25 protein-coding genes are annotated in these 24,142 nt (G+C 75.4%); 15 read left to right on the top strand and 10 right to left on the bottom strand.

Annotated elements, in window-relative coordinates:
* Window positions 1-10: 10 nt before the first annotated feature.
* The 4 genes from AB0K43_RS08000 to AB0K43_RS07985 form a co-directional block, all read right to left on the bottom strand.
* A complete protein-coding gene (locus tag AB0K43_RS08000) occupies window positions 11-1,582 on the bottom strand; it encodes an MFS transporter (protein WP_363636986.1) in 1,572 nt (523 codons plus the stop codon).
* Window positions 1,579-2,133, bottom strand: a complete 555-nt coding sequence (locus AB0K43_RS07995) for a helix-turn-helix domain-containing protein (protein ID WP_363636984.1) — start codon at window positions 2,131-2,133, stop codon at window positions 1,579-1,581. The genes AB0K43_RS08000 and AB0K43_RS07995 overlap by 4 nt, the downstream gene beginning before the upstream one ends.
* A gap of 136 nt (window positions 2,134-2,269) precedes the next feature.
* A complete protein-coding gene (sepF, locus tag AB0K43_RS07990) occupies window positions 2,270-2,665 on the bottom strand; it encodes a cell division protein SepF (protein WP_363636982.1) in 396 nt (131 codons plus the stop codon).
* A 269-nt stretch (window positions 2,666-2,934) separates the two neighbouring features.
* Window positions 2,935-3,450: a DinB family protein gene (locus AB0K43_RS07985; RefSeq protein ID WP_363636980.1), complete on the bottom strand. Its 516-nt coding sequence runs from the start codon at window positions 3,448-3,450 to the stop codon at window positions 2,935-2,937.
* Between the two features lie 137 nt (window positions 3,451-3,587).
* On the opposite strand from AB0K43_RS07985, the gene AB0K43_RS07980 reads away from it, so the two are divergent.
* On the top strand, window positions 3,588-3,947 hold the full coding sequence (locus AB0K43_RS07980; RefSeq protein ID WP_363636978.1) for a YrdB family protein: 360 nt from the start codon (window positions 3,588-3,590) through the stop codon (window positions 3,945-3,947).
* Here AB0K43_RS07980 and AB0K43_RS07975 read toward each other — a convergent pair.
* The 3 genes from AB0K43_RS07975 to AB0K43_RS07965 form a co-directional block, all read right to left on the bottom strand.
* Window positions 3,937-4,647 (bottom strand): VTT domain-containing protein, encoded by a 711-nt coding sequence (locus AB0K43_RS07975; RefSeq protein WP_363636976.1) that lies wholly within the window; start codon window positions 4,645-4,647, stop codon window positions 3,937-3,939. The two genes, AB0K43_RS07980 and AB0K43_RS07975, sit on opposite strands and share 11 nt — an antisense overlap.
* 9 nt (window positions 4,648-4,656) lie before the next feature.
* Window positions 4,657-5,601 (bottom strand): deoxyribonuclease IV, encoded by a 945-nt coding sequence (locus AB0K43_RS07970; protein WP_363637154.1) that lies wholly within the window; start codon window positions 5,599-5,601, stop codon window positions 4,657-4,659.
* 847 nt (window positions 5,602-6,448) lie between these two features.
* Window positions 6,449-7,657 (bottom strand): MFS transporter, encoded by a 1,209-nt coding sequence (locus AB0K43_RS07965; protein WP_363636974.1) that lies wholly within the window; start codon window positions 7,655-7,657, stop codon window positions 6,449-6,451.
* A gap of 88 nt (window positions 7,658-7,745) precedes the next feature.
* Between AB0K43_RS07965 and AB0K43_RS07960 the strand changes: the two genes are divergently transcribed.
* From AB0K43_RS07960 to AB0K43_RS07915, 10 genes are all read left to right on the top strand, one after another.
* Window positions 7,746-8,942 carry an ROK family transcriptional regulator gene (locus AB0K43_RS07960; RefSeq protein ID WP_363636972.1) on the top strand — a complete coding sequence of 399 codons (1,197 nt, stop codon included), beginning with the start codon at window positions 7,746-7,748 and terminating at the stop codon, window positions 8,940-8,942.
* A 158-nt stretch (window positions 8,943-9,100) separates the two neighbouring features.
* Window positions 9,101-9,517 carry a helix-turn-helix transcriptional regulator gene (locus AB0K43_RS07955; protein WP_363636970.1) on the top strand — a complete coding sequence of 139 codons (417 nt, stop codon included), beginning with the start codon at window positions 9,101-9,103 and terminating at the stop codon, window positions 9,515-9,517.
* Window positions 9,518-9,545: 28 nt separating this feature from the next.
* The gene (locus AB0K43_RS07950; protein ID WP_363636968.1) at window positions 9,546-10,250 is read left to right on the top strand and encodes a glycerophosphodiester phosphodiesterase; all 705 of its coding nucleotides are present in this window, start codon (window positions 9,546-9,548) and stop codon (window positions 10,248-10,250) included.
* Window positions 10,247-11,338 (top strand): winged helix DNA-binding domain-containing protein, encoded by a 1,092-nt coding sequence (locus tag AB0K43_RS07945; RefSeq protein ID WP_363636966.1) that lies wholly within the window; start codon window positions 10,247-10,249, stop codon window positions 11,336-11,338. Before AB0K43_RS07950 ends, AB0K43_RS07945 begins: the two co-directional genes overlap by 4 nt.
* Before the next feature lie 109 nt (window positions 11,339-11,447).
* Entirely contained in the window at window positions 11,448-12,566 is a 1,119-nt protein-coding gene (locus AB0K43_RS07940) for an AI-2E family transporter (RefSeq protein WP_363636964.1), read from the top strand.
* 56 nt (window positions 12,567-12,622) lie between these two features.
* Window positions 12,623-13,159: a GNAT family protein gene (locus tag AB0K43_RS07935; RefSeq protein WP_363636962.1), complete on the top strand. Its 537-nt coding sequence runs from the start codon at window positions 12,623-12,625 to the stop codon at window positions 13,157-13,159.
* A 5-nt stretch (window positions 13,160-13,164) separates the two neighbouring features.
* A complete protein-coding gene (locus tag AB0K43_RS07930) occupies window positions 13,165-13,725 on the top strand; it encodes a flavoprotein (protein WP_363636960.1) in 561 nt (186 codons plus the stop codon).
* 71 nt (window positions 13,726-13,796) lie between these two features.
* The gene (locus tag AB0K43_RS07925; RefSeq protein WP_363636958.1) at window positions 13,797-14,753 is read left to right on the top strand and encodes an alpha/beta hydrolase; all 957 of its coding nucleotides are present in this window, start codon (window positions 13,797-13,799) and stop codon (window positions 14,751-14,753) included.
* A gap of 62 nt (window positions 14,754-14,815) precedes the next feature.
* Window positions 14,816-15,601 carry a fused MFS/spermidine synthase gene (locus AB0K43_RS07920; protein ID WP_363637152.1) on the top strand — a complete coding sequence of 262 codons (786 nt, stop codon included), beginning with the start codon at window positions 14,816-14,818 and terminating at the stop codon, window positions 15,599-15,601.
* A gap of 70 nt (window positions 15,602-15,671) precedes the next feature.
* Window positions 15,672-16,511: a class I SAM-dependent methyltransferase gene (locus AB0K43_RS07915; RefSeq protein WP_363636956.1), complete on the top strand. Its 840-nt coding sequence runs from the start codon at window positions 15,672-15,674 to the stop codon at window positions 16,509-16,511.
* 74 nt (window positions 16,512-16,585) lie between these two features.
* Here AB0K43_RS07915 and AB0K43_RS07910 read toward each other — a convergent pair whose 3' ends face one another.
* On the bottom strand, window positions 16,586-17,959 hold the full coding sequence (locus tag AB0K43_RS07910) for an MFS transporter (RefSeq protein WP_363636954.1): 1,374 nt from the start codon (window positions 17,957-17,959) through the stop codon (window positions 16,586-16,588).
* Window positions 17,960-18,412: 453 nt separating this feature from the next.
* Between AB0K43_RS07910 and AB0K43_RS07905 the strand changes: the two genes are divergently transcribed.
* From AB0K43_RS07905 to AB0K43_RS07890, 4 genes are all read left to right on the top strand, one after another.
* The gene (locus AB0K43_RS07905; RefSeq protein ID WP_363636952.1) at window positions 18,413-19,213 is read left to right on the top strand and encodes an SMP-30/gluconolactonase/LRE family protein; all 801 of its coding nucleotides are present in this window, start codon (window positions 18,413-18,415) and stop codon (window positions 19,211-19,213) included.
* 161 nt (window positions 19,214-19,374) lie between these two features.
* Entirely contained in the window at window positions 19,375-20,037 is a 663-nt protein-coding gene (locus tag AB0K43_RS07900) for a DedA family protein (RefSeq protein ID WP_363636950.1), read from the top strand.
* A gap of 74 nt (window positions 20,038-20,111) precedes the next feature.
* Window positions 20,112-20,780, top strand: coding sequence for an O-methyltransferase (locus tag AB0K43_RS07895; RefSeq protein ID WP_363636948.1), 669 nt, complete (start codon window positions 20,112-20,114; stop codon window positions 20,778-20,780).
* A 40-nt stretch (window positions 20,781-20,820) separates the two neighbouring features.
* Window positions 20,821-21,723 (top strand): Gfo/Idh/MocA family oxidoreductase, encoded by a 903-nt coding sequence (locus tag AB0K43_RS07890; protein WP_363636946.1) that lies wholly within the window; start codon window positions 20,821-20,823, stop codon window positions 21,721-21,723.
* A gap of 31 nt (window positions 21,724-21,754) precedes the next feature.
* Here the strand turns inward: AB0K43_RS07890 and AB0K43_RS07885 are convergent, their stop codons facing one another.
* Both AB0K43_RS07885 and AB0K43_RS07880 read right to left on the bottom strand, forming a co-directional pair.
* A complete protein-coding gene (locus AB0K43_RS07885; RefSeq protein WP_363636944.1) occupies window positions 21,755-22,930 on the bottom strand; it encodes an alpha-hydroxy-acid oxidizing protein in 1,176 nt (391 codons plus the stop codon).
* A gap of 85 nt (window positions 22,931-23,015) precedes the next feature.
* Complete coding sequence (locus AB0K43_RS07880; RefSeq protein ID WP_363636942.1) at window positions 23,016-24,104, bottom strand: hypothetical protein; 1,089 nt, start codon at window positions 24,102-24,104, stop codon at window positions 23,016-23,018.
* Between the last annotated feature and the right edge of the window lie 38 nt (window positions 24,105-24,142).

The raw sequence follows: 24,142 nt of genomic DNA, 5'->3' as shown, positions 1-24,142 counted from the left end.
GAGCGCGCGGTCAGGCGCCCGGCCGGCCGGCCAGCGCCTCCGGCTGCGGCTCGGCGCCGGAGCCGGCCTGCGGGCGCCGGGAGCGCAGCAGGTACCAGGAGAGGGCGGCGGAGAGCAGCAGCAGCCCGGCCGCCAGCCAGGCGGAGGTGTTCATGCCCTGGACGAAGGCCTCCTCGGCGCCCTCCAGCAGCCGGCCGCCGACCGGGTCGGGCAGCGAGCGGGCGGCGTCGACCGCGCCGCCGAGCGACTCGCCGGCCCGCGCGGCCGTGGCCGGGTCCGTGCCGGCCGGAGCGACCAGCGCGCCGCGGTAGATCGCGGTGAGCACCGAGCCGACCAGCGCGATGCCGAGCGCGGTGCCGAGCTCGTAGGCGGTCTCCGAGACGGCGGAGGCGGCGCCGGACTTGTCGGCCGGGGCGGCGCCCAGCACCAGGTCGGCGGCGAGCGTGTAGACCACGCCCTCGGCGGTGCCGACCACCAGGAAGGAGGCGCCGAGCAGCAGGTAGGTGGTGTCCTGATGGACCCAGCCGAGCAGTCCGATGCCGACGCCCATGGCGAGCAGGCCCGCGGTCAGGGCGACCCGGTTGCCGGTCCGGCGGACCAGCTTGGCCGTCAGCAGCCCGCCGACCACGGCACCGACGAACGCGGGCATCTCGGCGATGCCGGCGGCCAGCGGGGCGTAACCGCGTACCAGCTGGAGGTACTGCGACATGAAGAAGATCACACCGGAGAGACCGATCAGCGCGGTGAGCGAGGCCACCACGGCCGCGGTGAACCGCGGCTCGGCGAACAGCCGGACGTCCAGCAGCGGGCTCTCCAGTCGCAGCTGGCGGCGGACGAAGACGGTCAGCGCGGTGATGCCGACGGCGAAGGCGACCGGTACCGTCCAGTCGCCGAGCCCGTGCGCCGCGGCCTCCTTGACCGCGTACACCGCGGTGATCACGCCGACCATCGAGAGCAGCACGCTGAGCACGTCCCAGCGGCCCGGCTTCGGGTCCCGGGATTCGGGCAGCAGCCAGCCGCCCAGCACCAGCAGGAGGGCCAGCACCGGCAGGTTGAGCAGGAAGACCGAGCCCCACCAGAAGTGCTCCAGCAGCACGCCGCCCACCAGCGGGCCGAGTGCGGCCCCGGCGGTGGCGCCGGCGCCCCAGATGCCGATCGCGGTGGCCCGCTCCCGGGCGTCCGGGAACAGGGTGCGGATCAGCGAGAGGGTGGACGGCATGATGGTCGCGCCGGCCACGCCGAGCAGGGCGCGGGCGAGGATCAGCCAGCCGGGGGTGGGCGCGTAGGCGGCCAGCAGCGAGGCGGCGCCGAACGCGGTGGAGCCGATCAGCAGCAGCTTCTTGCGGCCGATCCGGTCGCTCAGCGCGCCCATGCTGACCAGCAGGCCGGCCAGCACGAAGGAGTAGATGTCACCGATCCAGAGCAGCTGGGTGCCGGTGGGGTCGAGGGTCTCGCTGATGGAGGGGATGGCCAGCGACAGCACGGTGGCGTCGACCGCGACCAGGGTGACGGCGAGCACGAGCACGCCGAGACCGGCCCAGCGCCGCTGGGCGCCCGCAGGGAGGAGGGGCTTGCCGGTCATGAATGATCAGGTCTCCTGAGAGCGCCGCCGAGGAAGAGCTCGGCGAGCGAGTGGGCACTGTCGCGGGGGGCCAGGCGTCCGTCCTGGACGGCCCAGCCGACGCCCGCGACGAGGTCGAAGAAGGCTTCGCTCAGCCAGCCGGCCGAGAGTTCGATCCGGAACACCCCCTGCTGCTGTCCGCGCAGGAAGAGGGCGCGGACCCGGGCGTCCTGGATCTCCCAGAGCTCGTTGATCTCCGGGTCGTCGTAGAGCTGGTTCTCCCCGGCCAGGAAGGCGCAGAGCGCGGCGTCCGGCACCAGCGCGTCGATCAGGCGTCTGAGGGCGGCGTGGGCGTCGCCCTCCTCGACCCGGGCGGTGTCCAGCGCGGCGGCGAAGCGCCGCAGGCCGAGCGCGCCGACCTCACGGATCAGGGCCTCCCGGCCCGGGAAGACCCGGTGCAGGGTGGCGCGGCTGATCCCGGCGGCCCTGGCGATCTCGTCCAGGTGCGCGGTCGGGCGGCGGGAGAGCACGCCGACGGCGGCTTCGAGGACGGAGTCACGGTCGGTGGCCATGGATCGAGTCTAGAGCATCTGAGACATCGGTGTCTCATGAGATTGACGAACGCCTCAGCTGAGACCCTTCGGTCGGATCGCGGGCAACGAAAAACCGGGGACGGCGAGTGCCGTCCCCGGTGCCGGGGGAGGTGGGTCAGCTCTGGTTGTAGAAGCCGGTCTCGTCGACCGGCCGGTCGATCACGGTGACCTCGACGTCGGCCGGGGTGAGCAGGAAGACCCGGCGGGCGATCCGCTCGATGCCGCCGCGGGTGCCGAAGATCAGGCCGGAGGCGAAGTCGACCATGCGCTTGGCCTCGGCCTCGCTCATCTCGGTGAGGTCCATCACCACCGGGACGGAGGCCCGGATGTGCTCGCCGACGGTGCGGGCGGACTCGAAGCCGGTCGGCCGCAGCGAGACGATCTTCGCGGGGGCGGGCGAGACGTTCTGGAGGGTCTCCTCGCTGTCCCACGATTCCTCGTACACCGCGGCGGGGTAGTTTCCGGAGGGCATCAGCCACCCGTTGTGGTGCTCGTCGCGAAGTGCTCCCATGCCGCGCCTCCCTGTCCCGTCCCGTACGTGTCCCCCGGGTGAGCGTGCCTTCCTGACACGTCATCCACTTGTTGGAACTGTCCGAGTATCGCATTGATCACCGGTCTGGTGCCCGCTCGCGACCGCCGGACGGGTTGTGGCGAGCAGGAAATCCGTGAATGTCCGGATGATCCATTCGACGCCGCAGGTCCTTCGGTGGTTGCGCGCGTAGACCATATCGGTGTGCGTCAGGCCTTGGTTGACTGTCTGTCAACAATCGTGTAACGGGTTCACTCCCCGGTGGCGCCGTCGATCCGCTCGCGGAGCAGATCGGCGTGCCCGTTGTGCCGCGCGTACTCCTCGATCATGTGGACCAGGATCCAGCGGAGGGTGACCTCCTCGCCCCGGCGCAGCGCCTTGCCGACCGTCTCCAGCGGCAGCCCGGCGGCCGAGGCCCGGGCCAGCTCGACCTGTTCGCGCCAAGCGGCGAAGTCGGCGGCCACGTCCGCGCCGGCGACGTTGTCGAAGTCGCCGTCCGGGTCCTCCTTGGTCCAGTACAGGCCCTGCTCGCCGAGCTCGACACCGTCGAGGACGGCCTGGAACCAGTGCCGCTCGACCTCGGCCATGTGCCGGACCAGGCCGAGCAGCGACAGGCTCGACGGCTCGACCGAGCGCTCGCGCAGCTGATCGTCGGTCAGGCCCTCGCACTTCACGGCGAGGGTGGCGCGGTGGTAGTCGAGCCAGGAGTGCAGCATGGTGCTCTCGTCGGCGGCGAACGGGGGGTCGATGCGGGAAGTCGTCGTCATGGCCGCCATGATGCTCGCCCGCTCCCGGGCAGGCCAGCAATTTAGCGCCGGGGACGCGCCTGCTGCCCTACGCTGACTGCCGCACGACCCCGGCGGCCGATCGGCCGGGCGGGGCCGGACCAGGCGGGGGTGGGGCTGTGCGAGGCGCGCTGACCGGAACGAATCTGACGCTCCGCTTCCTGCTGGAGCTCCTCGCGCTGGTCGCGCTCGGGATCGGCGGCTACCACCTCGACGCCCCGCTCGCGGCGCGGATCGCGCTGGCGCTGGCGCTGCCCCTGGCGGCCGCGCTGCTCTGGGGCCGGTACGCCTCGCCGCGGGCCACGGTCCGATCCGCGCCGGCCTGGTACCTGACCCAGCTGCTGGTCTTCGGCGGGGCGGTGGCCGCGCTGGCGCTCTGCGGGTACGGGGGGTGGGCGATCGCGCTGGGTGCGCTGATGGCCGCCAACACGGCGGTCCTGTGGCGGCTCGGCGAGTGGCACCCGTCGGTCAGGCGGTAGCACCCGCGGCGGCAGCGGCACCCGCGGTGCGGGCGGCCCGGGCGGCCACCCTCGCCCGCCACAGCGTGACCAGGCTGAACAGGCACATCAGCACGATCACGGCGGTGGAGATCAGGAACGCGGGCGAGCCCGGCGAGCCCGCGCTCGCTCCCGCCACCACGTACGCGGCGGTGCCCGGGGCCACCCCGATCAGGGTGGCCCAGGTGTACGGCCAGAACCGCACCCCCGAGACGGCGCAGCCGAGGTTCGCGGCCTGGAACGGCACCCCGGGGACGATCCGCAGCAGCAGCACGCTGCTGAAGCCCCGCTCGGTGAGCCGGCGGTCCAGCGCGGTGAGCGGCCTGGCCCGCAGCAGCGGCCGCAGCGCGTCGCGGCCGAGCGCCCGGCCGAGCCAGAAGGCGAGCGCGGCGCCCAGCGTGGTGGCGGCCACGGCCATGGTCAGGCCCTCGCCGATGCCCAGCAGCAGGCCGGCGGCGGCGTTCAGCGCGGGCTTGGGCACGAAGGCCAGGGTGCCGACGGCGTACACCAGGACGGCGATCGGCAGCCGCCAGGGGCCGGCCGCGTGGGACAGCACCGCCGCCGGGTCCCAGAGCAGCAGCGAGCCGGCCAGCGCGGCGAGGATCACCAGCAGCAGGACGAGGCGCCGCCGGGCCGAGCGGTCGAGCGCGGGCAGGGCGGGCAGTGCGGGGAGCTTGGGCACGGGGCGAGCCTAACCAGCGGCCGGGCGGGCCCCGGCACGGAGGTCCGCCGCCGGCGCCCGGAGGCCCTTCAGCCGGGCGATGTCCGCGGCGTGCCGGGCGCCCTCCACCCGGGCCGGATCGTGCCGCCCGTCCGGGGTCTCGATGATCAGCGGCACCCCGGCCGTCGCCGGGTGGGCCAGCAGCTCCCCGAACGGGCCGCTGCCGATGTGCCCGGCGCCGATGTTCTCGTGCCGGTCCTTGCGGGCCCCGGCCACGTCCTTGGAGTCGTTGGCGTGGATCAGCCGCAGCCGCCCCGGGCCGACGGCCGCCACCAGCTCGTCCAGCATCGCGGCCACCCCGCCCGGCTCGGCCAGGTCGTGCCCGGCCGCGAAGGCGTGGCAGGTGTCGAGGCAGACCCCGACCTTCGGGTGGTGCTCCAGCGCCTCGCCGTACGCCGCCAGGTCCGCCATCCGCGCGCAGAGCGAGCTGCCCTGCCCGGCGGTCGGCTCCAGCAGCAGCCAGGGCGCGGTGGGCCCGAGTTCGTCCAGCTCCGCCAGCAGCGGCAGCACGTCCGCCCCGACCTGGGCCAGCGCCCCGGTGCGGCCGCCGTCGCAGAGCGCCGAGCCGGTGTGCACCACCACGCCCAGCGCGCCGATCGCGTGCGCCCGCAGCAGCGAGTGCCGCAGCGACTCCGCCGACCGATCCCGGGTGACCGCCGAGCCCGAGCCGAAGTTGATCAGGTACGGCGCGTGCACGTACGCCGGGATGCCCCGCTGCGCGCAGGCCTCCCGGAACGCCTCGTCCTGGGCCGGATTCCCGGCCGGTGTGGCCCACCCCCGCGGGTTGGCCACGAACACCTGCACCGCCTCGGCCCCGACCTGCTCGGCGTACGCCAGCCCCGTCCCGGCCAGCCCCCGCCCGGCGACGGGGACATGGGCGCCGATCGGGTTGCGGAGCGTGGCTGCGGCAGTCATCGGGCGAGCATCGCACGCGGCCCCGGCCGAGCGGGAATCGCCGCCGTCAGCCGGCCGCGGCAGGGCCGCCGAGGCGCTGCCAGAGGAGCTCGTCGCGCAGCGCGTCCAGTGCTGCGCGCTCGGGCCGCAGCGGCGGTGGGCCGCGTGCTGGTCCAGCACCCGGCGGGTGACCGTCGGACCGTGCCGGTCGCGGTAGCGCGCGAAGTCGTCGGCGAACGCCAGGGCGCAGGCGGCGGCCAGGACCACCGGCCGCTGCTGCGGGATCGCGTCCCCGGCCAGCAGGGCGCGGGCCACCCGCTGCCCGGCCAGGGCGGTGTCGGCCGGGCGGAAGAGCGCCCGCACGGGCCGCCCGCCCAGGCGGGCGAGCGGTCCGCAGAGCACGGACTCGGTGAACCGGCCGGTCGGCGGAAGGCCGGGGTGGTCGGCGAACTCGGACCGCCACCGGCGCCGGACCGCCTCCGCCGCCAGGCCGAGCGTCTCCAGCGCGTCGGCGGCGAGCGCGATCCGGGCCTCGACCCGGGGGTAGCCGGCCGGTGCGGGCCGGTCGGGGCCGGGGCGGACGCCCGCCGTGCCGCTCGGCCGGCACAGGCTGTTCGGCCGGCACGGGCTGCTCGGTCGGCTGCGCCCTGCCCGGCCCGCTCGCCGTCTCCGGCGGCGCCGCTGCCGCAGCACGACGCGGTCTTCGCACTCCGCCGGCCTGCTCCGCGGCCGTGCCCTGCCCGTCCGCCATCTCCCGCCCCTCCCCGGTGTGGCTCCAGGATGCCAGCTCGCCGTCGCCGGCGCTGGAGATCAAGCACACCTCGGTGGAACGGGATTGACGTGGGGTCAGACCTTCGGCGGAGCCCGCTCAGGATGCCGGTTCCAGCCCCGGCACCTGCTCGCGCCGGGCCGCGCTGCGGTGCCGCAGGGCGCCCGCGCCCGGCACCAGGGCCGCCGCCAGCAGGGTGACCACGGCGAAGGAGACGGTGAGCGAGCTGGCCTGGGCGATGCCGCCGACGATCGCGGGGGCGACCAGGCCCGAGGTGTAGGTGATGGTGGCGACGCCGGCGATGGACCGGCTCGGGTTGCTGCCGGCCCGGCCGGCGGCCGCGAAGGCGAGCGGGACCACCACGGCGATGCCGATGCCGATCAGGGCGAAGCCGGGGATGGCCAGGTACGGGGTGCGGGCGAGCACCACCAGCAGGCCGCCGGCCGCGGCGGTGGCGCCGCCGAACCGCACGGTGCGCACCGGCCCCAGCCGGCGCACCACCGCGTCGCCGGCCAGCCGGGCGGCGGCCATGGTGGCCGCGAAGGCGGAGTAGCAGGCGGCCGCCGTCCCGGCCGAGGAGCCGGTGACGTCCCGCAGGTAGACGCCGCTCCAGTCCATCGAGGCGCCCTCGGCGAAGACCGCGCAGAAGCCGACCAGCCCGATCGCCAGGGCGGCCCGGGGCGGCAGCGCGAACCTGGGCGGCGCCTCCTCCTCGGCGGCCGGCCGGACGTCCAGCAGTCCCGCGCAGACCGGCTGGGCCAGCAGCGCCAGGAGGGCCGCGGTGACGGCGAACTGGAGCCGGGCGTCGGTCTGCTGGTGGGCGGCGAGCACGCCGAAGCCGGAGGCGACCAGGCCGCCCACGCTCCACATGCCGTGCAGGCCGGACATGACGGACCGGCCGAGCCGCTCCTCCACCTCCACGCCCTGGGCGTTCATCGCCACGTCGGCCATCCCGGCGGTGGCCCCGTACAGGAAGAGCGCCAGGCAGAGCGTCGGGAGGTTGAACGAGAGCGCCGGCACGGCGAGCGAGAGGCACCAGAGCGTCAGCAGCCCGCGCACCGCGGCCTTCTCCCCGTACCGGTGCACGATCCGCCCGGCCAGCGGCATCGCCAGCGAGGCGCCGACGGCGGGCAGCACCAGCGCCAGGCCGAGCCGGCCGGGGCTGAGTCCGAGGTGGTCCTGGATCCAGGGGATGCGGGTGACGAAGGTGCCGGTGACGGCACCGTGCACGGCGAACACCAGAGCGATGCTCACCCTGGCCCGCTGTACGTCCCGCACGTGCGGTCCTTCCGGCGACCTCTGCCCCATGGCCGGGCCCTCCCCGTTGTCGACTGCCGATGTCCGATAAATTATCAGGAAGGGATCCTGATAGAAACCTCTGGAAGGATGCAGCCTCATGACCATCGCGCGTACGGCCACCCCGAGCACCGCCCGCGCCATCAACGACCGGCTCGCCCTCGACCTCCTCCTGGAGCGGGGGCCGCTGACCGCGTCCGAGCTGCGCAGTCTCACCGGGCTCTCCCGCCCCACCGTCGCCGACCTGCTGGAACGCCTCCAGCGGGCCGGGCTGGTCGCCCCGGCGGGCGAGAGCGCCCAGCTGCGCCGCGGGCCCAACGCCCGGCTGTACGCCCTGGTCGCCGACCGGGCCCACCTGGCGGCCATCGACATCCGCGCCACCGGGGTCACCCTGGTGGTCGCCGACCTGACCGGCCGGACCCTGGCCACCGCGGAGATCCCCGCCGGCCCGGACGACCAGGACCTGGCCGAGCGGACCGTCGACGCCCTGCTCGGGGCCGCCGCCGAGGCCGGGGCCGAGCGGCTGCACACGGTCGCGGTCGGCGCCCCCGGCCTGGTCGACCCCGCCACCGGCGAGCTCGGCAACTCCGGCGGCCTGCCGCGCTGGCACACCGAGCTGCTGGCCGCGCTGCGCCCCAGCTCCGGCGTCGGGACGCTGGAGAACGCCGAGGTGATCCTGGACAACGAGGTCAACCTGGCCGGCATCGCGGAGCACCGGGTCGGCGCCGCCGCCGACCGCGACACCTTCGCCCTGCTCTGGCTCGGTCACGGCGTCGGCGCGGCCGTGGTGCTCGACGGGCGGCTGCGCCGCGGAGCCTCCGGCGGCACCGGCGAGATCGGCTTCCTGCCGGTGCCCGGGACGACGGTGCTGCCCAGCGCCACCGGCTGCGAGGGCGGCTACCACTCGCTGGTCGGCAGCGCCGCCGTGTGCGAGCTGGCCCGGCGGCACAGGCTGGCGGTCGACCGCACGGCCGGCCCGGTGATGCGGGCCGAGCTGGTGCTGCGCGCGGCCGTGGCGGCCGGCGCGGACGCCTTCCTGGACGAGCTGGCCGAGCGGATCGCGATCGGCGCGTCCGCGATCTGCGTGGTGCTCGACCCGGGCTGCGTGGTGCTCGGCGGCGAGCTCGGCCTGGCCGGCGGCGCCGAGCTGGCCGCCCGGGTGGAGCGGCGGCTGGCCGCGCTCTCACCGCTGCGCACCGAGGTCCGGGCCGGTACGGCGGGCGGCGGCGCGGTGCTCGCCGGCGCGGTGCTCACGGCGGGCGACGCGGCGCGCCGGGACCTGTTCGGCGGCGAGTGAGGCCCGACCGGCACGCGGGCGCGCCACCACCGCGGCGCACGGCCCGGGCGGCGGCGCGGCGGCAGGGGTGACGGCAGGGGTGACGGCGCGTCGCCCCACCGGGCCCGGGTAGGGCAGGATGGCGGCGACAGTCCGCCGAGCACGCCAGGAGCACACCCATGGCCCAGCCCCACCGGCCGGTCCACCCGTACCGCATCGGCGAGGCCGCCGCGATGCTCGGCGTCAGTGCCGACACCATGCGCCGCTGGGTGGACGCCGGCCGCGTCGCCGCGGAGCGCGACGAGCACGGCCACCGGATCATCCCCGGCGCGCAGCTCGCCGCCTTCGCCCGCGAGCTGGCCAGGCCGGAGAACGCCGCCGTCGAGGGGCGACCGTCCTCGGCCCGCAACCGCTTCCCCGGGATCGTCACGGACGTGGTGCTCGGTGACGTCGCCGCCCAGGTGGAGATCCAGGCCGGCCCGTTCCGGGTGGTCTCGCTGATCAGCCGGGACTCCGCCGAGGAGCTCGGCCTGGTGCCCGGCGCCCCCGCGACCGCGGTGATCAAGTCGACCAACGTCGTGATCGAACGCGCCTGAACCCCCGCGACCGAGAGAGGCCCCGCCGATGAGCCGCGTGCTCGCCGTCGCCCACCGCGGCGACCCCTTCCGCCACCGCGAGAACACCCTCGCCTCCGTGGTCTCCGCCTTCGCCGCCGGCGCGGACGCCGTCGAGGTGGACGTCCAGCTCACCCGGGACGGCGTCCCCGTGCTGCTGCACGACCGCACCCTGGAGCGGCACTGGGGCGACCCGCGCCAGGTCGACCGGGTCACCCTCGACCAGCTCGCCGACCTCGGCAGCCCGGGCCTGCGGGTGCCCACCCTCACCGAGGCGCTCAAGGCGACCGCCGAGACCCCGGCCGGCCGGTTGCTGATCGACCTGGACGACCCCGGCCCGGTGGCGGCCACCTGGCAGGCCGTCACCGCGCTCGGCGCCGAGCGCCGGGTGGCCTTCTGCGGCCCGGCCACCGCGATGCTGGCCGTCCGCGCGCTCGCCCCCGAGGCCGAGCTGGCGCTCACCTGGAAGCAGCCCCGGCTGCCCGGGCGGCCGCTGCTGGAGGACCTGCGCCCGCACTGGATCAACCCGCCGTTCGGCCTGGTGGACCCGGAGTTCACCGCCGCCGCCCACCAGGCCGGGCTGGCCGTCTCCACCTGGACGGTGGACCTGCGCCGCACCGTGCGCCGGATGCTGCGGGCGGGCGTCGACTCGATCACCTCCAACCGGATCGGCCTGCTGCGCTCCGAGCTCGACCGCCGCGCGCCCGCCCGATGACGGCCGAGGCGCTGAGCACCCGCGCCCTCGGCCGCGCCGTGCTGGCCCGCCAGCACCTGCTGGAGCGCTCGGCCCTGGCCCCGGCCGCGATGGTGCGCCACCTGGTCGGCCTCCAGGCGCAGGCCGCCCCCGAGCCGCCCTACCTCGGCCTGCTCTCCCGGATCGAGGGGTTCCGGCCCGAGCAGCTGAGCCGGCTGATCGAGGGCCGCGAGGTGGTCCGGATCGCCCTCCAGCGCGCCACCATCCACCTGGTCACCGCCGAGGACTGCCTGCTGCTGCGCCCGCTGCTGCAGCCGGTCCTGGACCGCGCTCTGGCCGCCAACTGGGGCAAGCGCCTGCCCGGCGTCGACCTGGACCGGCTCGCCGAGCGGGCCCGCGCCCTGGTCGAGGCGCAGCCGCTGACCTTCCAGCACCTCGGCCCGCTGCTGGCCGAGCCGTTCCCGGACGGCGAACCGGGCGCCCTGGCCCAGGCCGCCCGCTGCCGGCTGCCGCTGGTCCAGGTCCCGCCGCGCGGGCTGTGGGGGCGCGGCGGCCCGGCCGCGCACACCACCGCCGAGCACTGGCTCGGCCGGCCGCTCGACCAGGACCCTTCGCCGGACGCCATGGTGCTGCGCTACCTGGCGGCCTTCGGCCCGGCCACCGCGGCGGACGCCCAGAAGTGGTGCGGCCTGACCGGCCTCGGGCCGGTGCTCGAGCGGCTGGCGCCCGACCTGCTGCTGTTCCGGGACGCCCGCGGCCGCACCCTCTACGACCTGCCCGGGGCGCCGCGCCCGGACCCGTCGGTGCCCGCGCCGGTGCGGCTGCTCGCGCCCTTCGACAACCTGCTGCTCTCGCACGCCGACCGTACCCGGGTGCTCCCGGAGGAGTACCGGCCCCGGATCATGACCCCGAACGGCATCGTGCTGGGGTCCGTCCTGGTGGACGGCCTGGTCGCCGGGCTCTGGCGGATCGAGGACGGGGTGCTGCGGGTCCGCGCCTTCGGCCGGCTGGGCCGGGCGGACCTGGCGGAGGTCGAGCGGGAGGGTGCCCGGGTGCTCGACTTCACCGGCGACACCGGCGCCCGGGTGGCGGTCGAGCAGGAAGGCTGACGGCAGGCCGCCGCGCGCCGGACGCGCCCGAGGCCGACCATTCAGGCATTCCGTCAGATCATCTGCTGGGATGGGTCGGTCAGCAGCGGCCGGCGAGGCGGAGGCGGGAATGTCGGTGGAGCCCACGCCCCCCGGGACGGACGACGACCGCCGCCGGCCCTACCAGTCGCTGCCGCCCGCGGTGCGCACGGCCGCCGCCTGGTCCACCGCCGTGATCCTCTTCATCACCGTCGCGGCACTCGTGGTCTATGCCTTCGTCGCGCTGCGCGCCGCCACCATCCCGATGATCGTGGCCCTGCTCGGCACCGCCCTGCTCCAGCCGGTGATGCCCTGGCTGGTCCGCCGCGGCCTCGGGCGCGGCCTGGCCGCCGCGCTGACCTGCGCCGTCCTGGTGGCCGCGGTCTGCGCGGTGCTGGCGCTGCTCACCAACTCGCTGGTGCACAGCGCCGGGCAGATCGGTGACTCGCTGGAGCTGGCCGGCCGGCAGCTGGCCGACTGGCTCGGTCCGGCCGGGGCCAAGCTCCAGCGCGCCGTCACCGACTCGGCCGGCTCCGGCAGCTCGGCGGGCGGGTCCCTGGTCGGCTCGCTGGCCGGGGGCGTGCTCTCCGGGCTCGGCGTGGCGGTGCAGCTGATCACCGGCGGCGTTCTGGCGCTCGCCCTGGTCTTCTTCTTCCTCCGCGACGGGCACCGCACCCCCGACCTGGTCCGCTCCGTGCTCCGGGGCGAACGCGCGGAGCTGGTGATCGCCTGCGGGCAGCAGGGGTTCACCGCGATGGCCGGCTTCATGCGCGGCACCACCCTGATCGCGCTGATCGACGCCGTCTTCATCACCATCGGCCTGCTCGTCCTCGGCGTCCCCGGCGCGGCGGGCCTGGGCGCGCTGGTGTTCCTCGGCGCCTTCGTCCCGTTCATCGGGGCCTTCCTCTCCGGCACCGTCGCCGTGCTGGTCGCGCTCGCCGACGGCGGGCTGAGCATCGCGCTGTGGACGCTCGGCGTCGTGCTGGCCGTCCAGATGATCGAGGGCAACGTGCTCCAGCCGGTGATCCAGAGCCGGACGGTCGAGCTGCACCCGGCCACCATCATGTTCGCCGTGGTCGCCGGGGCCGGGATCGCCGGCATCATCGGCGCCCTGCTGGCCGTCCCGATCTGCGCGGCCGCCCTCGGTGTGGTCGGCGTGCTGCGCGGCAGCGCCGGCGCACCCCGCCGCGTCGGCAGCCCCGAGCCCTGAGCCACCCGACCTAATTGCCTTGCGGCGCAAGGCCGCAGAGGAGTACCACTGGCCGCATGATTCAAGGCGATAAGATCGAACTACGGGCCCGCACCGAAGCGGACGTCCCCGTCCTGCACACCGAGCTGTACGAGGACGTCCTCGGCCGCTCCCGGGGCGACTCCCGCCCCTGGCGGCCGGTCGCCGCCGGCCCGCGGTCGCCGTTCACCCCGGGCGAGCCCGACGACTCCGCCGCGATCTTCTCCGTGGTCGAGCGGGCCACCGGCGAGCTGGCCGGCGAGGCCAGCCTGTGGGGCATCGACGTGCACAACCGCACCGGCCACCTCGGGCTCGCCCTGCGCCCGTCCTTCCGCGGCCGCGGCCTGGGCGCGGACGTGGTCCGGGTGCTCTGCGAGTACGGCTTCGCCGTCCGCGGCCTCCAGCGCCTGGGCATCGAGACGCTGGCCGACAACGCGGCCATGCGTGGCGCCGCGCTGCGCGCCGGCTTCACCCACGAGGGCACCCTGCGGCGCTCCGCCTGGGTCTACGGCTCCTTCCTCGACGAGGTGCTCTTCGGCCTGCTGGCCGAGGAGTGGCGGGCCGGGCAGGGCTGAGCGCGATGGCGAGCGACGGCCGGGGCCCGTTCCTGTACGTGGTGGTCTGCGCCGCCGGGGTGGCCGGCGGCGTCGGCGAGCTGATCGACGCCGCGCAGGGGGAGGGCTGGCAGGTCGGCGTGGTGGCCACCCCCACCGCACTCGGTTTCTTCGACCGCCCCGCCGTGGAGCAGCGGACCGGCCACCCCGTCCGGTCGGCGCTGCGCCGCCCGGGCGAGCCGAAGCCGCTGCCCCCGGCGGACGCCGTGCTGGCCGCGCCCGCCACCTTCAACACCGTCAACAAGTGGGCCGCCGGGATCAGCGACACGCTCGCCCTCGGCATCCTCTGCGAGGCCCCCGGCCTGGGCACCCCCACCGCCGTCCAGCCCTGTCTGAACGCCGCCCAGGCCGCCCACCCGGCCTACCGCGCCAGCCTGGCGGTGCTGCGCTCGATGGGGGTGCTGATCGGAAGTCAGCCGCCGATGGGCGGCAAGGAGATCGGCGGCCGCGACACCTTCGACTGGACCGGCCCGCTCGCCCTGCTCCGGCCCACCCTCGGCACGCACCCGGGCCGACCAGGGCGGTAGGGTCGGACCCAGTCACGGCAGTGCGGCCGGGAACCGGTGCGGCAAGGAACCAGATGGGTGCGGACCAGAGCATGGAGTTTCGGACGGACATCCTCGGCGAGCCCTACCAGGCCGCCGAGCTCCCCCTGCGGCCCGACGAGGAGGGCGCGGTCAGCGCCACCCTGGTCCGCCGCCTGGTGCCCGGCGCCGAGCAGGCCGTGCTCTACGTCCACGGCTACGTGGACTACTTCTTCCAGACCCACCTGGCCGACCACTTCACCGCCGCGGGCTACTCCTTCTACGCCCTCGACCTGCGCAAGTACGGCCGCTCGCTGAAGGCCCACCAGTCGCCGAACTTCGTCCGCGACCTGGCCTCCTACGACGAGGAGCTGGACGAGGCCGTCCGGATCATCCGCGAGGTCGACGGTCACACCCGGCTGCTGGTCAACGGCCACTCCACCGGCGGCCTGATCACCGCCCTGTGGGCCGGCCGGCGCACCGACCGCGGCCTGATCGACGGGCTGTTCCTGAACAGCCCGTTCCTGGCCATGCCCGCCGCCCCCGCCGTGCGCACCCTCGGCGCCCCCGCGGTCGACGCGCTCGGCCGCCTGGCCGGCACCCGCAAGCTGCCCTCCTCGCTCAACCCGCACTACGTCCACAGCCTGCACCGCGACCACCGCGGCAGCTGGGACTTCGACCTCACCCTCAAGCCCGCCGAGGGCTTCCCGCTCTACGCGGGCTGGCTGGCGGCGATCCAGCGCGGCCACCGCCAGGTCCGGCGCGGCCTGACCATCGACTGCCCGATCCTGCTGATGGCCTCCACCGCCAGCACCAGCACCAACCGCTGGGACCCGGCCCTGCACCGCACCGACGCCGTCCTGCGCGCCGACGACATCGCCGCCCTCGGCCCCCGGCTCGGCCGCAACGTCACCGTGGTGCGGATCGAGGGCGGCATGCACGACCTGGTGCTCTCCGGCGAGCAGGCCAGGGCGCAGGTCTTCACCGAGCTCGACCGCTGGCTCACCGCCTACCTGCCCACCCCCGCGTGAGCACTCCCGCCGAGGAGCCACGCCCGGTCGAGCGGCCGGTCGACCTCGGCACCGCCAAGCTGATGCCCGACCTCGACCGGGACGGCGGCTGGCTGCTCACCCTGGACGGCACCCCGCAGTCCTACGTCGACCTGGCCGACCCGACCCACCTGGAGTTCGAGTACGTCCAGCGGCTCGCCCACCTGGCCGACACCCTGGCCCCCGCCGGGCAGCCGCTGACCGCCCTGCACCTGGGCGGCGGCGCACTCACCCTGCCCCGCTACCTGGCCGCCACCCGCCCCGGCTCCCGGCAGCGCGCGGTCGAGCTGGACGGCCCGCTGGTCCGGTTCGTCGCCGAGCGGCTGCCCTGGCCGGCCGGCATCGAGGTCACCGTCGGCGACGCCCGCGCGGCGCTCGCCGACACCCCGGCGGCCGGCGCCGACCTGCTGGTCGCCGACGTCTTCCGGGGCTCGCGCACCCCGGCCCACCTGACCACCGTCGAGTTCCTCGAACTCGCCGCCGCCGCGCTGCGCCCGGGCGGCTGCTACGCGGCGAACCTCGCGGACGGCCCGCCGCTCGCCTTCGCCAGGGCGCAGGCCGCCACCCTGCGCCAGGTCTTCCCGCACACCTGCCTGATCGCCGAGCCCTCGGTGCTGCGCGGCCGCCGGTACGGCAACGTCCTGCTGGTCGGCTCCGGCGCCGAGCTCCCGGTCGAGGAGCTGAGCCGCCGGCTGGCCGCCGACCCCTTCCCCGCCCGGCTCGCCGACCACGCGGAGCTCGCCGCCCTGGTCCGCGGCGTCCGCCCGGTCACCGACGCCCGCGCCGAGGATTCCCCGCCGCCCCCGGAGGGCGCGTTCAGCGTGGGCTGACCGCCCGCGCTGCCGAGCGGGTGGACGGGTGTCAGAATGCCGGAGTACCGGACGGGTGGAGGAGCAGGACATGACGGGCGATCAGCCGACAGGGGTCGCGGCCGAGCTGGCGGCCGTCCCGGAGACCGCACTCTGGACGCTGTACCAGCGCGCCGTCGAGGCCCGGCGGCCGGACGCGGTGCTGCAGGATCCGACGGCCGTCGAGCTGGTCGACCGGATCGACCACCCGTTCGCCGACCGGTTCGGCACCAGCGCCCTCCAGGCCCAGCTGCAGGCGCTGCGGACGGCCTGCTTCGACCGTGAGGTGGCGGACTTCCTGGCCCGCGAGCCGCGCGGCACCGTGGTCTGCCTGGGGGAGGGTCTGGAGACCCAGTACTGGCGGATCGACAACGGGCGGGCCCGGTGGCTCACCGTGGACCTGCCCGAGTCGGTGGCGCTGCGCGAGCGGCTGCTGCCGCCCGGCCCGCGCCAGCGGTACCTGGCCGCCGACGCCACCGACCTGGGCTGGGCCGAGGAGGTGGACCGCAGCCGGGAGGTGTTGATCACCGCGCAGGGCCTGCTGATGTACCTGCGGCCGCCCCAGGTGAAGGCCCTGATCGCGGGCTGTGCGGATCGGTTCCCGGGTGGTTCGCTGGTGCTGGACGCCGTGCCGCGCTGGTTCGGCCGGCTCACGGTGAGCGGCAGGATGCGGACCAGCGGGTACCAGGCGCCCCCGATGCCGTGGGCGATGGATGCGGACGAGCGGGCCAAGCTGCGCACCGCGAGCCCGGCGATCGCCGCGGTGCGCGACGTCCGCCCGGTCGGCGGGCGCGGGCTCGTCGGCGCCCTGCTGCCGTTCGCGCTGACCGTACCGCCGCTGGCGGCCCGCCGGCCCTCGGTCACCGTCCTGGAGTTCGCCGGCCGGCCGTAGTGGCCGGTCCGGAAGCCCGCTGCCGGGGTGGGCGGCCGCGCCGCCCACCCCGGGCCCGGTCGGCCTGCCGGGTGTCAGCGCACCGGCTGCGGCGCGCGCTGCTCCGGGACGGCCGGCAGGGTGCCGGTCGACGCGGCGCCCAGCGCCGTGCCGCGCGTCTCCTCGGCCCACAGCACGCACACCAGCAGGCCGACGGCCGTGGTGCCGGCCGCGATCAGCATGGTGGGGCCGGTACCGAGCCCGGTCAGCGACAGGGGCAGCAGGTAGGTGCCGACGGCCGCGCCGATCCGGCTCACCGAGGTCGCGACACCGACCGCGGTGGCCCGGATCTCGGTCGGGAAGAGCTCGTTCGGGTAGGTCCAGTCGAGCACGTTGGGCCCGCCGCACAGGAACGCGTACGCGCACAGCGCGATGACGGCGACGGCGGCCGGCGCCGTGGGCCACACGCCCAGCAGCGCGAGCGGGACGATCATCAGGGCGAACGACCAGATGATCACCGGACGCCGGCCCCGGGTGTCGATCAGCCGCAGGGCCGGGAAGCAGCCCAGCAGGAACACCAGGCTCACCAGCCCCGTGCCCAGCGTGTCGAGCACGGTGCCGCCGGGCATCCCGAAGGACGAGAGGATCTGCGGACCGAAGGTCAGCATCGCGAAGAGCGGGCCGACCTGGCAGAGGAAGAACAGACCGCAGAACAGCGTGCGGCGGCGGTAGGGCGGGGTCATCAGCAGCCGCAGACCGCGGCGGCGGTGGGCCTCGGCCGGATCGGGCATCAGCTCGCGGCCGTCCACCCGGACGCCCAGGTGCTTCTCGACCACGCGCACGGCGTCACCGACCCGCCCGTGGGCGGCGAGCCAGCGCGGCGACTCCGGCGAGCCGCGCCGGATGACCAGGAACACCACGCACAGGACGGTGGAGCTGGCCAGCATCCAGCGCCAGCTGCCCGCGCCGCCGAACCGCAGGAAGAGGTAGCCCGTCAGGTAGGCGAGGACGGAGCCGGCGTACCAGGCGACGATCTGCTGGCCGAGCAGGCGGCCGCGGTGGCGGGCCGGCAGCCACTCGGCGAGCAGCGAGGTCGCGATCGGGTAGTCGGCGGCCACCGCCAGGCCGAGCACGAAGCGCAGCAGGGCGATCGCCCAGACCGTGTCGACCCAGAACGAGAGCACCGAGCAGACGACCATCACCAGCAGGTCGGCGGTGTACATCACCTCCCGGCCGATCCGGTCGGTCAGCACGCCGAAGAGCGCGCCGCCGACGAACATGCCGAGCAGTGCGGCGGCACCGATCAGGCTGACCTCGGCGGTGGAGAGGCCGAGCTCGGGACGCATCCCGATCAGGGCCACGCCGACGATGCTCAGGATGTAGCCGTCGAGCAGCGGCCCACCGGAGCAGGCCAGGGCCAGCTTCCGGTGGAAGGCGGTATACGGGGCGTTGTCGATCGTTCGAGACATGGAAATCGGGTCCTCCGGAGCGCACGGCGATGCTCCCGCACCGCAGGCGCCGGGTAGACGGCAGAAGGCGGGGCCGCCCGGCGGGCGGCCCCGGCGCCCGGATCCACCGGGCGACGACCGTCCACGGTTGCCCCGGTCCGCAGCGTCCAAGGGCGGCCGAAGGTCCGGGAAATCGGTGACCTTGGTCCCGAACCGGACGGGCCTTGTGGCCCTGCCGGAAGGGCGTTCGCCCAGCCCGGCCGGGCCCGGGCCCGGCCTCCGGGGCCGGTCGCGCACCGCGGGTGAGCCTTCTCACCCCGGCCGGGCCGCCGGGCCGCGCCGGTTCGGCCGGTCTACGGTCGAGATCCGCACCGCCCGCCCGCCCGCTGCCCGCCGCACCGCCCGCCGGGCGCCGCCGATCGAGGAGCCCCGCCGTGTCCGTACCCCGCACCCTGCTGACCGGTCTCGCGCTCGGTGAGTCGCCCCGCTGGCACGACGGGCGGCTGTGGCTCTGCGACTGGGGCGCAGGAGCTGCTGGCCGTCGACCCGGACGGCGGCCGCGAGGTGGTGCTGCGGGTGGCGACGCTGCCGTTCTGCATCGACCGGCTGCCGGACGGCCGGCTGCTGGTCGTGCACGGCGGTGACCGGCTGCTGCTGCGCCAGGAGGCCGACGGTGCGCCGCCGGCCCCCCTCGCCGACCTGCGCCCGCTGAGCGACCGTCCGTGGAACGAGGTGGTGGCGGACGGCCGCGGCAACGCGTACGTCAACGGCATCGGCTTCGACCTGATGGGCGGGGAGGCCCCGGCCCCCGGCCTGCTCGCGCTGGTCACCCCGGACGGCGCGGCGCGCCCGGTGGCGGACGGGCTGGAGTTCCCGAACGGCATGGCCGTCACGCCCGACGGCTCGACGCTGATCGTCGCCGAGTCGTACGCGAGCCGGCTCACCGCCTTCGATCTGCGGCCCGACGGCACCCTGGCGAACCGGCGGGTCTGGGCGGCCCTCGACGGCGCGGCCCCGGACGGGATCTGCCTCGATGCCGAGGGCGCCGTCTGGTACGCGGACGTGCCCGGCCGGTGCTGCGTGCGGGTGCGCGAGGGCGGCCGGGTGCTGGAGCGGATCGAGCTCGACCGGGGCGGCTTCTCCTGCGCGCTCGGTGGCCCGGACGGCCACACCCTGTTCATCACCGCGGCCCGCTGGCCCGGTGCGGCGGACGGCAGCCGGACCGGTGTGCTGCTGGCCGCCGCCGCTCCGGCCCCGGCCGCCGCCCGCCCCTGACCGCCGCGCTGCGGGAACCGGTGCGGCCGGTGGTCCGTTGCAGGTGGGGGCCGTCGGCAAGTTAGGCTGCCCTGACAGGGGGAGCCTCGCCGTACCCGCGCGCGTGGGCCCGATCCGGCAGTACGGAAGTCGTCGCAGCACGCCCACGGAGGTAGTCCGCCTTGCACATCGACCAGTGGATCGAGGGTGTCTCGCCCGCGGCGGTGTACGCCATCGTCGGCCTGATCATCGGGCTGGAGAGCCTGGGGATCCCGCTGCCCGGCGAGATCGCCCTGGTGTCGGCGGCGCTGCTGGCCGCGCAGGGCCACGTCAGCCCCTGGTGGGTGGCGGCCTGCGCGATCCTCGGGGCGATCGTCGGGGACTCGATCGGCTACTCGATCGGTCGCAAGGGCGGCAAGCCGCTGTTCGAACGGCTGGGGCGGAAGTTCCCCCGGCACTTCGGCCCGGAGCACCTGGAGAGCGCCGAGCGCTCCTTCCAGAAGTGGGGGATGTGGGCGGTCTTCTTCGGCCGCTTCGTCGCGCTGCTGCGGATCTTCGCGGGGCCGCTGGCCGGTGCGCTGCGGATGCCGTACTGGAAGTTCCTGACCGCCAACGTGCTGGGCGGGGTGGCCTGGGCCGGTGGCACCACGCTGCTGGTGTACCAGGTCGGCAAGGTCGCCGAGAAGTGGCTGAAGAGCTTCTCCTGGATCGGGCTGGTGGCGGCCGTGCTGGTCGGCGGCGGCTCGGCCTGGCTGATGAAGCGCCGGGCGGCCAAGGCCAGGGTCGGCCACCCCGAGGTGGTGGGCGGCAAGAGCGGCACGCCGGTGGAGGCCGTCTCCGACTGATCCGCCGTCACCCGGGTCGGCTAGGGTTGCGGACGATCCATCCCTGATCCCGACCAGTGACATGGAGGCGGCCAGTGAGCCAGCAGCAGTGGACAGCGGTCGACGACTACTTCAGCCAGGTGCTGATCGGCCCGGACGAGGCACTGGACGGCGCGCTCGCCGCCGCCGACGCCGCGGGCCTGCCGCAGATCAACGTGGCGCCCAACCAGGGCAAGCTGCTTCAGCTGCTGGCCGTCACCCGTGGCGCCCGGCGGATCCTGGAGATCGGCACCCTGGGCGGCTACAGCACCATCTGGCTGGGGCGGGCGCTGCCCGCCGACGGCAGCCTGGTCACCCTGGAGCTGGACCCGGCACACGCCCGGGTGGCCGAGGCCAACCTGGAGCGGGCCGGGCTCGGCGGGCGCACCGAGGTGCTGGTCGGCAAGGCCGCCGACAGCCTGGCCCGGCTCGCCGAGCAGGGCGTCGAGCCGTTCGACTTCGTCTTCGTGGACGCCGACAAGCCGAGCAACCCGGACTACTTCGAGTGGGCGCTCAGGCTCACCCGCCCCGGGGCGCTGATCGTGGTGGACAACGTGGTGCGCGGCGGCGCCGTCGCCGACGCCGGCTCCACGGACGCCGCGGTGCTGGGGGTGCGCCGGATGCACGAGCTGATCGCCGCCGAGCCGCGGGTCTCGGCCACCTCTGTGCAGACCGTGGGCACCAAGGGGTACGACGGCTTCACCCTGATCCGGGTCGAGCGCTGAGCTCGACCGGGCCGAGTACGGAGAACTGAGGGCCATCACGATGAGGATCGGACTGCTCGGGACGGGCCCGTGGGCCCGGCGGGTGCACGCCCCGGCGCTGGCCGCGCACCCGCGGGCACAGTTCGCCGGGGTCTGGGGCCGGCGGCCCGAGGCGGCGGCCGAGCTGGCCGAGCCGTACGGCGTGCCGGTGTACGAGGACCTGGACGCGCTGCTCGACCGGGTCGACGCGGTCGCGGTCGCGCTGCCGCCGTCCGTCCAGGGCGAGCTGGCGATCCGGGCCGCCGAGGCCGGCAAGCACCTGCTGCTGGACAAGCCGGTCGCGCTGGAGCCGGCCGTGGCCCACCGGGTGGCCGAGGCGGTCCGCCGGCACCGCCTCGCCTCGGTGGTCTTCTTCACCCTGCGCTTCAACGCGGACCAGGCCGACTGGCTCGCCGAACAGGCCGCCCGCCAGGGCTGGTTCACGGCCCGCTGCGAGTGGCTCGGCGCCGTCTTCACCTCCCCGGACAGCCCGTACGCGGCCTCGCCGTGGCGGCAGCAGAAGGGCGCCCTGTGGGACGTCGGCCCGCACGCGCTGTCCATGCTGCTGCCCGCGCTCGGCGAGGTCCGGCAGGTGACCGCGGCCGCCGGCCCGGGCGACACCGTGCACCTGGTGCTGCGGCACGACTCCGGTGCCAGCTCCACCCTCACCCTGAGCCTGACCACCCCGCCGGCGGCGGCCGTCGACGGGGTCGGTCTGGAGCTGCGCGGGGACGCCGGCCTGACCAGGATGCCGGGCCGCAACGAGGGCCCGGCCGAGGCCTACGCCCGCGCCCTGGACGCCCTGCTCACGGCCGCGGCGGGTGGCCCGGCACACGCCTGCGACGCCGCCTTCGGCGCCCGGGTGGTGGAGATCCTCGCCGCCGCCGAACGCTCCCTGGCCACCGGCACCGGGCTCACCCTCTGAACCGCCCGAGCGCTCCGAGCGCTCCGAGCGCTCAGCTCCCGGACGGCACCCGGCGGAGCGCGGCGGGCAGGTCGCCGAGCGCGGGGTAGCCGTTGACGGCCATGATCAGGTCGGCCTCGGCGAGCAGCGAGCGCAGCACGTGGACGACCCCGTCGGTGCCCCCGAGCGCCAGGCCGTAGACGAACGGGCGGCCGACGCCGACCGCCGTGGCGCCCAGTGCGAGCGCCTTGAGCACGTCGGCGCCGGTGCGCACCCCGGAGTCGAACAGCACCGGCAGGCCGTCCGCCGCCGCCACCACCTCGGGCAGCAGGTCGAGTGCGGGCACACCGCCGTCGGCCTGGCGGCCGCCGTGGTTGGAGCAGTGGATGCCGTCGATGCCCGCGTCCTTGGCCCGGCGGACGTCCTCCGGGTGGCAGATGCCCTTGAGCAGCACGGGCAGGGTGGTGAGCGAGCGCAGCCAGGGCAGGTCGTCCCAGGTCAGCGGGTTGCCGAAGAGCTGCATGAAGAGTTCGACCGCACCCCGTGGATCCTCCTCCGGGGCCTTGGCGAGCCGGGCCCGGAACACCGGGTCGGCGGTGTAGTTGGCCAGGCAGTGGCCGCGCAGCTGGGGAAAGTTGCCGGTGCCGAGGTCGCGCGGGCGCCAGCCGGTGGTCCAGGTGTCGAGGGTCACCACGATGCCCCGGTAGCCGGCCGCCTCGGCCCGGTGCACCAGACTGGCGGCCAGCTCGCGGTCGGTGGGGGTGTAGAGCTGGAAGAAGCCCGGGGTCGCGCCGAACTCCGCGGCGACCGCCTCCAGCGGGTCGTTGCCGAGCGTGGAGGCGACCATCGGGACCCCGGTACGGGCCGCGGCGCGGGCGGTGGCGAGGTCGCCGTGGCTGTCCTGCGCGCACAGGCCGGCCACCCCGACCGGGGCCAGGAACAGCGGTGCGGGCAGCCGCAGGCCGAACAGCTCCACCGACAGGTCGCGGGCCGTCGCACCGACCAGCATCCGGGGGACCAGGCCCCAGCGTTCGAAGGCGCTCACATTGGCCCGCTGGGTCCGCTCGTCCCCGGCCCCGCCGGCGACGTAGGACCACACCGACGGCGGGAGGGCGGCCTCGGCGCCCGCCGCCAGCCCGGCGAAGGTCATCGGGAACCGGGGCAGCACACCCCGGAGCCCGTCGCCGTAGATCTCGTACTGGTAGTCACCGAACTGCTGCTGGCCCATCGCACTCGCCTCTCCGTCGCGGGACTCCACCGTGCCGTGCCGGCGGCGGGCGGGGAAGGGCGCGTGGCCGCCGGCCCGGTGACGCTCAGCCGGCCGTGGGGCGGCGGTCGACCGGTCGGCGCGGCGGGATCGGCACGGACGGGAAGTCGCGCGGGCCGGTCCACAGGGAGGGGACGGCGTCGCTGCGGCGGGCGAGTTCGTAGCCGATGCTCTCGTAGTTCACGCGCCAGCCGCGGAACTGCGGCCAGGCTTCGGCGACATCGCGCTCGGCCGGGAAGCCGGTGGCGGTCACCATGGCGACGGCGGCGTCGAACTCCGCGTAGCTGAGCCGGATCGGGCTGTCCGGCTCGGGGTCGGGGTCGTAGCGGATCCGCAGGGCCTCGGCGATGTCGCGCATGGCGCTGAAACCCGCGCGCAGCACCAGCCGGGCCTCCGGCGGCGCGCCGCGCGGGCAGAGCGCGAGCTGCATGGCGGCGGCGTCCAGTACGGCCATCAGTCCGACCACCCAGTTGCGGTAGGGCTGCGGGGAGCGGAAGGACAGCAGCACCGGGTAGTTGGAGTGGCCCTCGCCGATGTCCGCCGCCAGCCGCTCCCAGGCCCGGTAGAGGTCGGGCAGCGCGGTCTCGGTGCCCACCAGCGCCTGACGGGCCAGCAGCTCGGGCCCCCAGGCGGGTTCGCCGGCCCGGGACTGCAGCAGGGTGACCTCCACCTCCCGCCGGTTGTAGGCGCCGTACAGGGTCGGCAGGTAGCCGATCAGCAGGGCGATGATCAGCGGGCCGGTGGCGGCGGCGATGAAGTCCAGGGCGGACAGCCGCAGTCGGTCGCCGCTGGCGAATCCCAGCGTGAACAGGCTGGAGCCGGCCTCCCGGAAGCAGACCGCCCAGTCGAGCCCCGAGGTGCCGAACAGCATCAGGGTGTACGCGGCCAGCGTGCCGAGCAGCCAGGTGGCGAGGGTGCAGACCACTATCAGCGGCGCGAGCCAGGTCTGCACCCGGTCGATGGTCCGGTAGCTCCCGAACGGCGCGCTGAGCAGCAGGAGCAGTCTGCGCAGCACCGCCCAGAGCCGGTTCACCAGGATCGAGTAGAGCCCACGCGGCACCACCAGGGTGCGCAGGATGCTCGCGGCGGTGACCCAGAGCAGGGCCAGCCCGGCCAGGGCGATGATCAACCTCATGGGCCCATTGTGTCCCGGCCGCCCCGGTGCTCCCGCCC

The sequence above is a fragment of the Kitasatospora sp. NPDC049258 genome (assembly GCF_040678895.1).
In the GTDB taxonomy this organism is placed as follows: Bacteria; Actinomycetota; Actinomycetes; order Streptomycetales; family Streptomycetaceae; genus Kitasatospora.
Note: the sequence above shows the minus strand (reverse complement) of the source record. Positions and strands in the feature narration are given on the sequence as shown.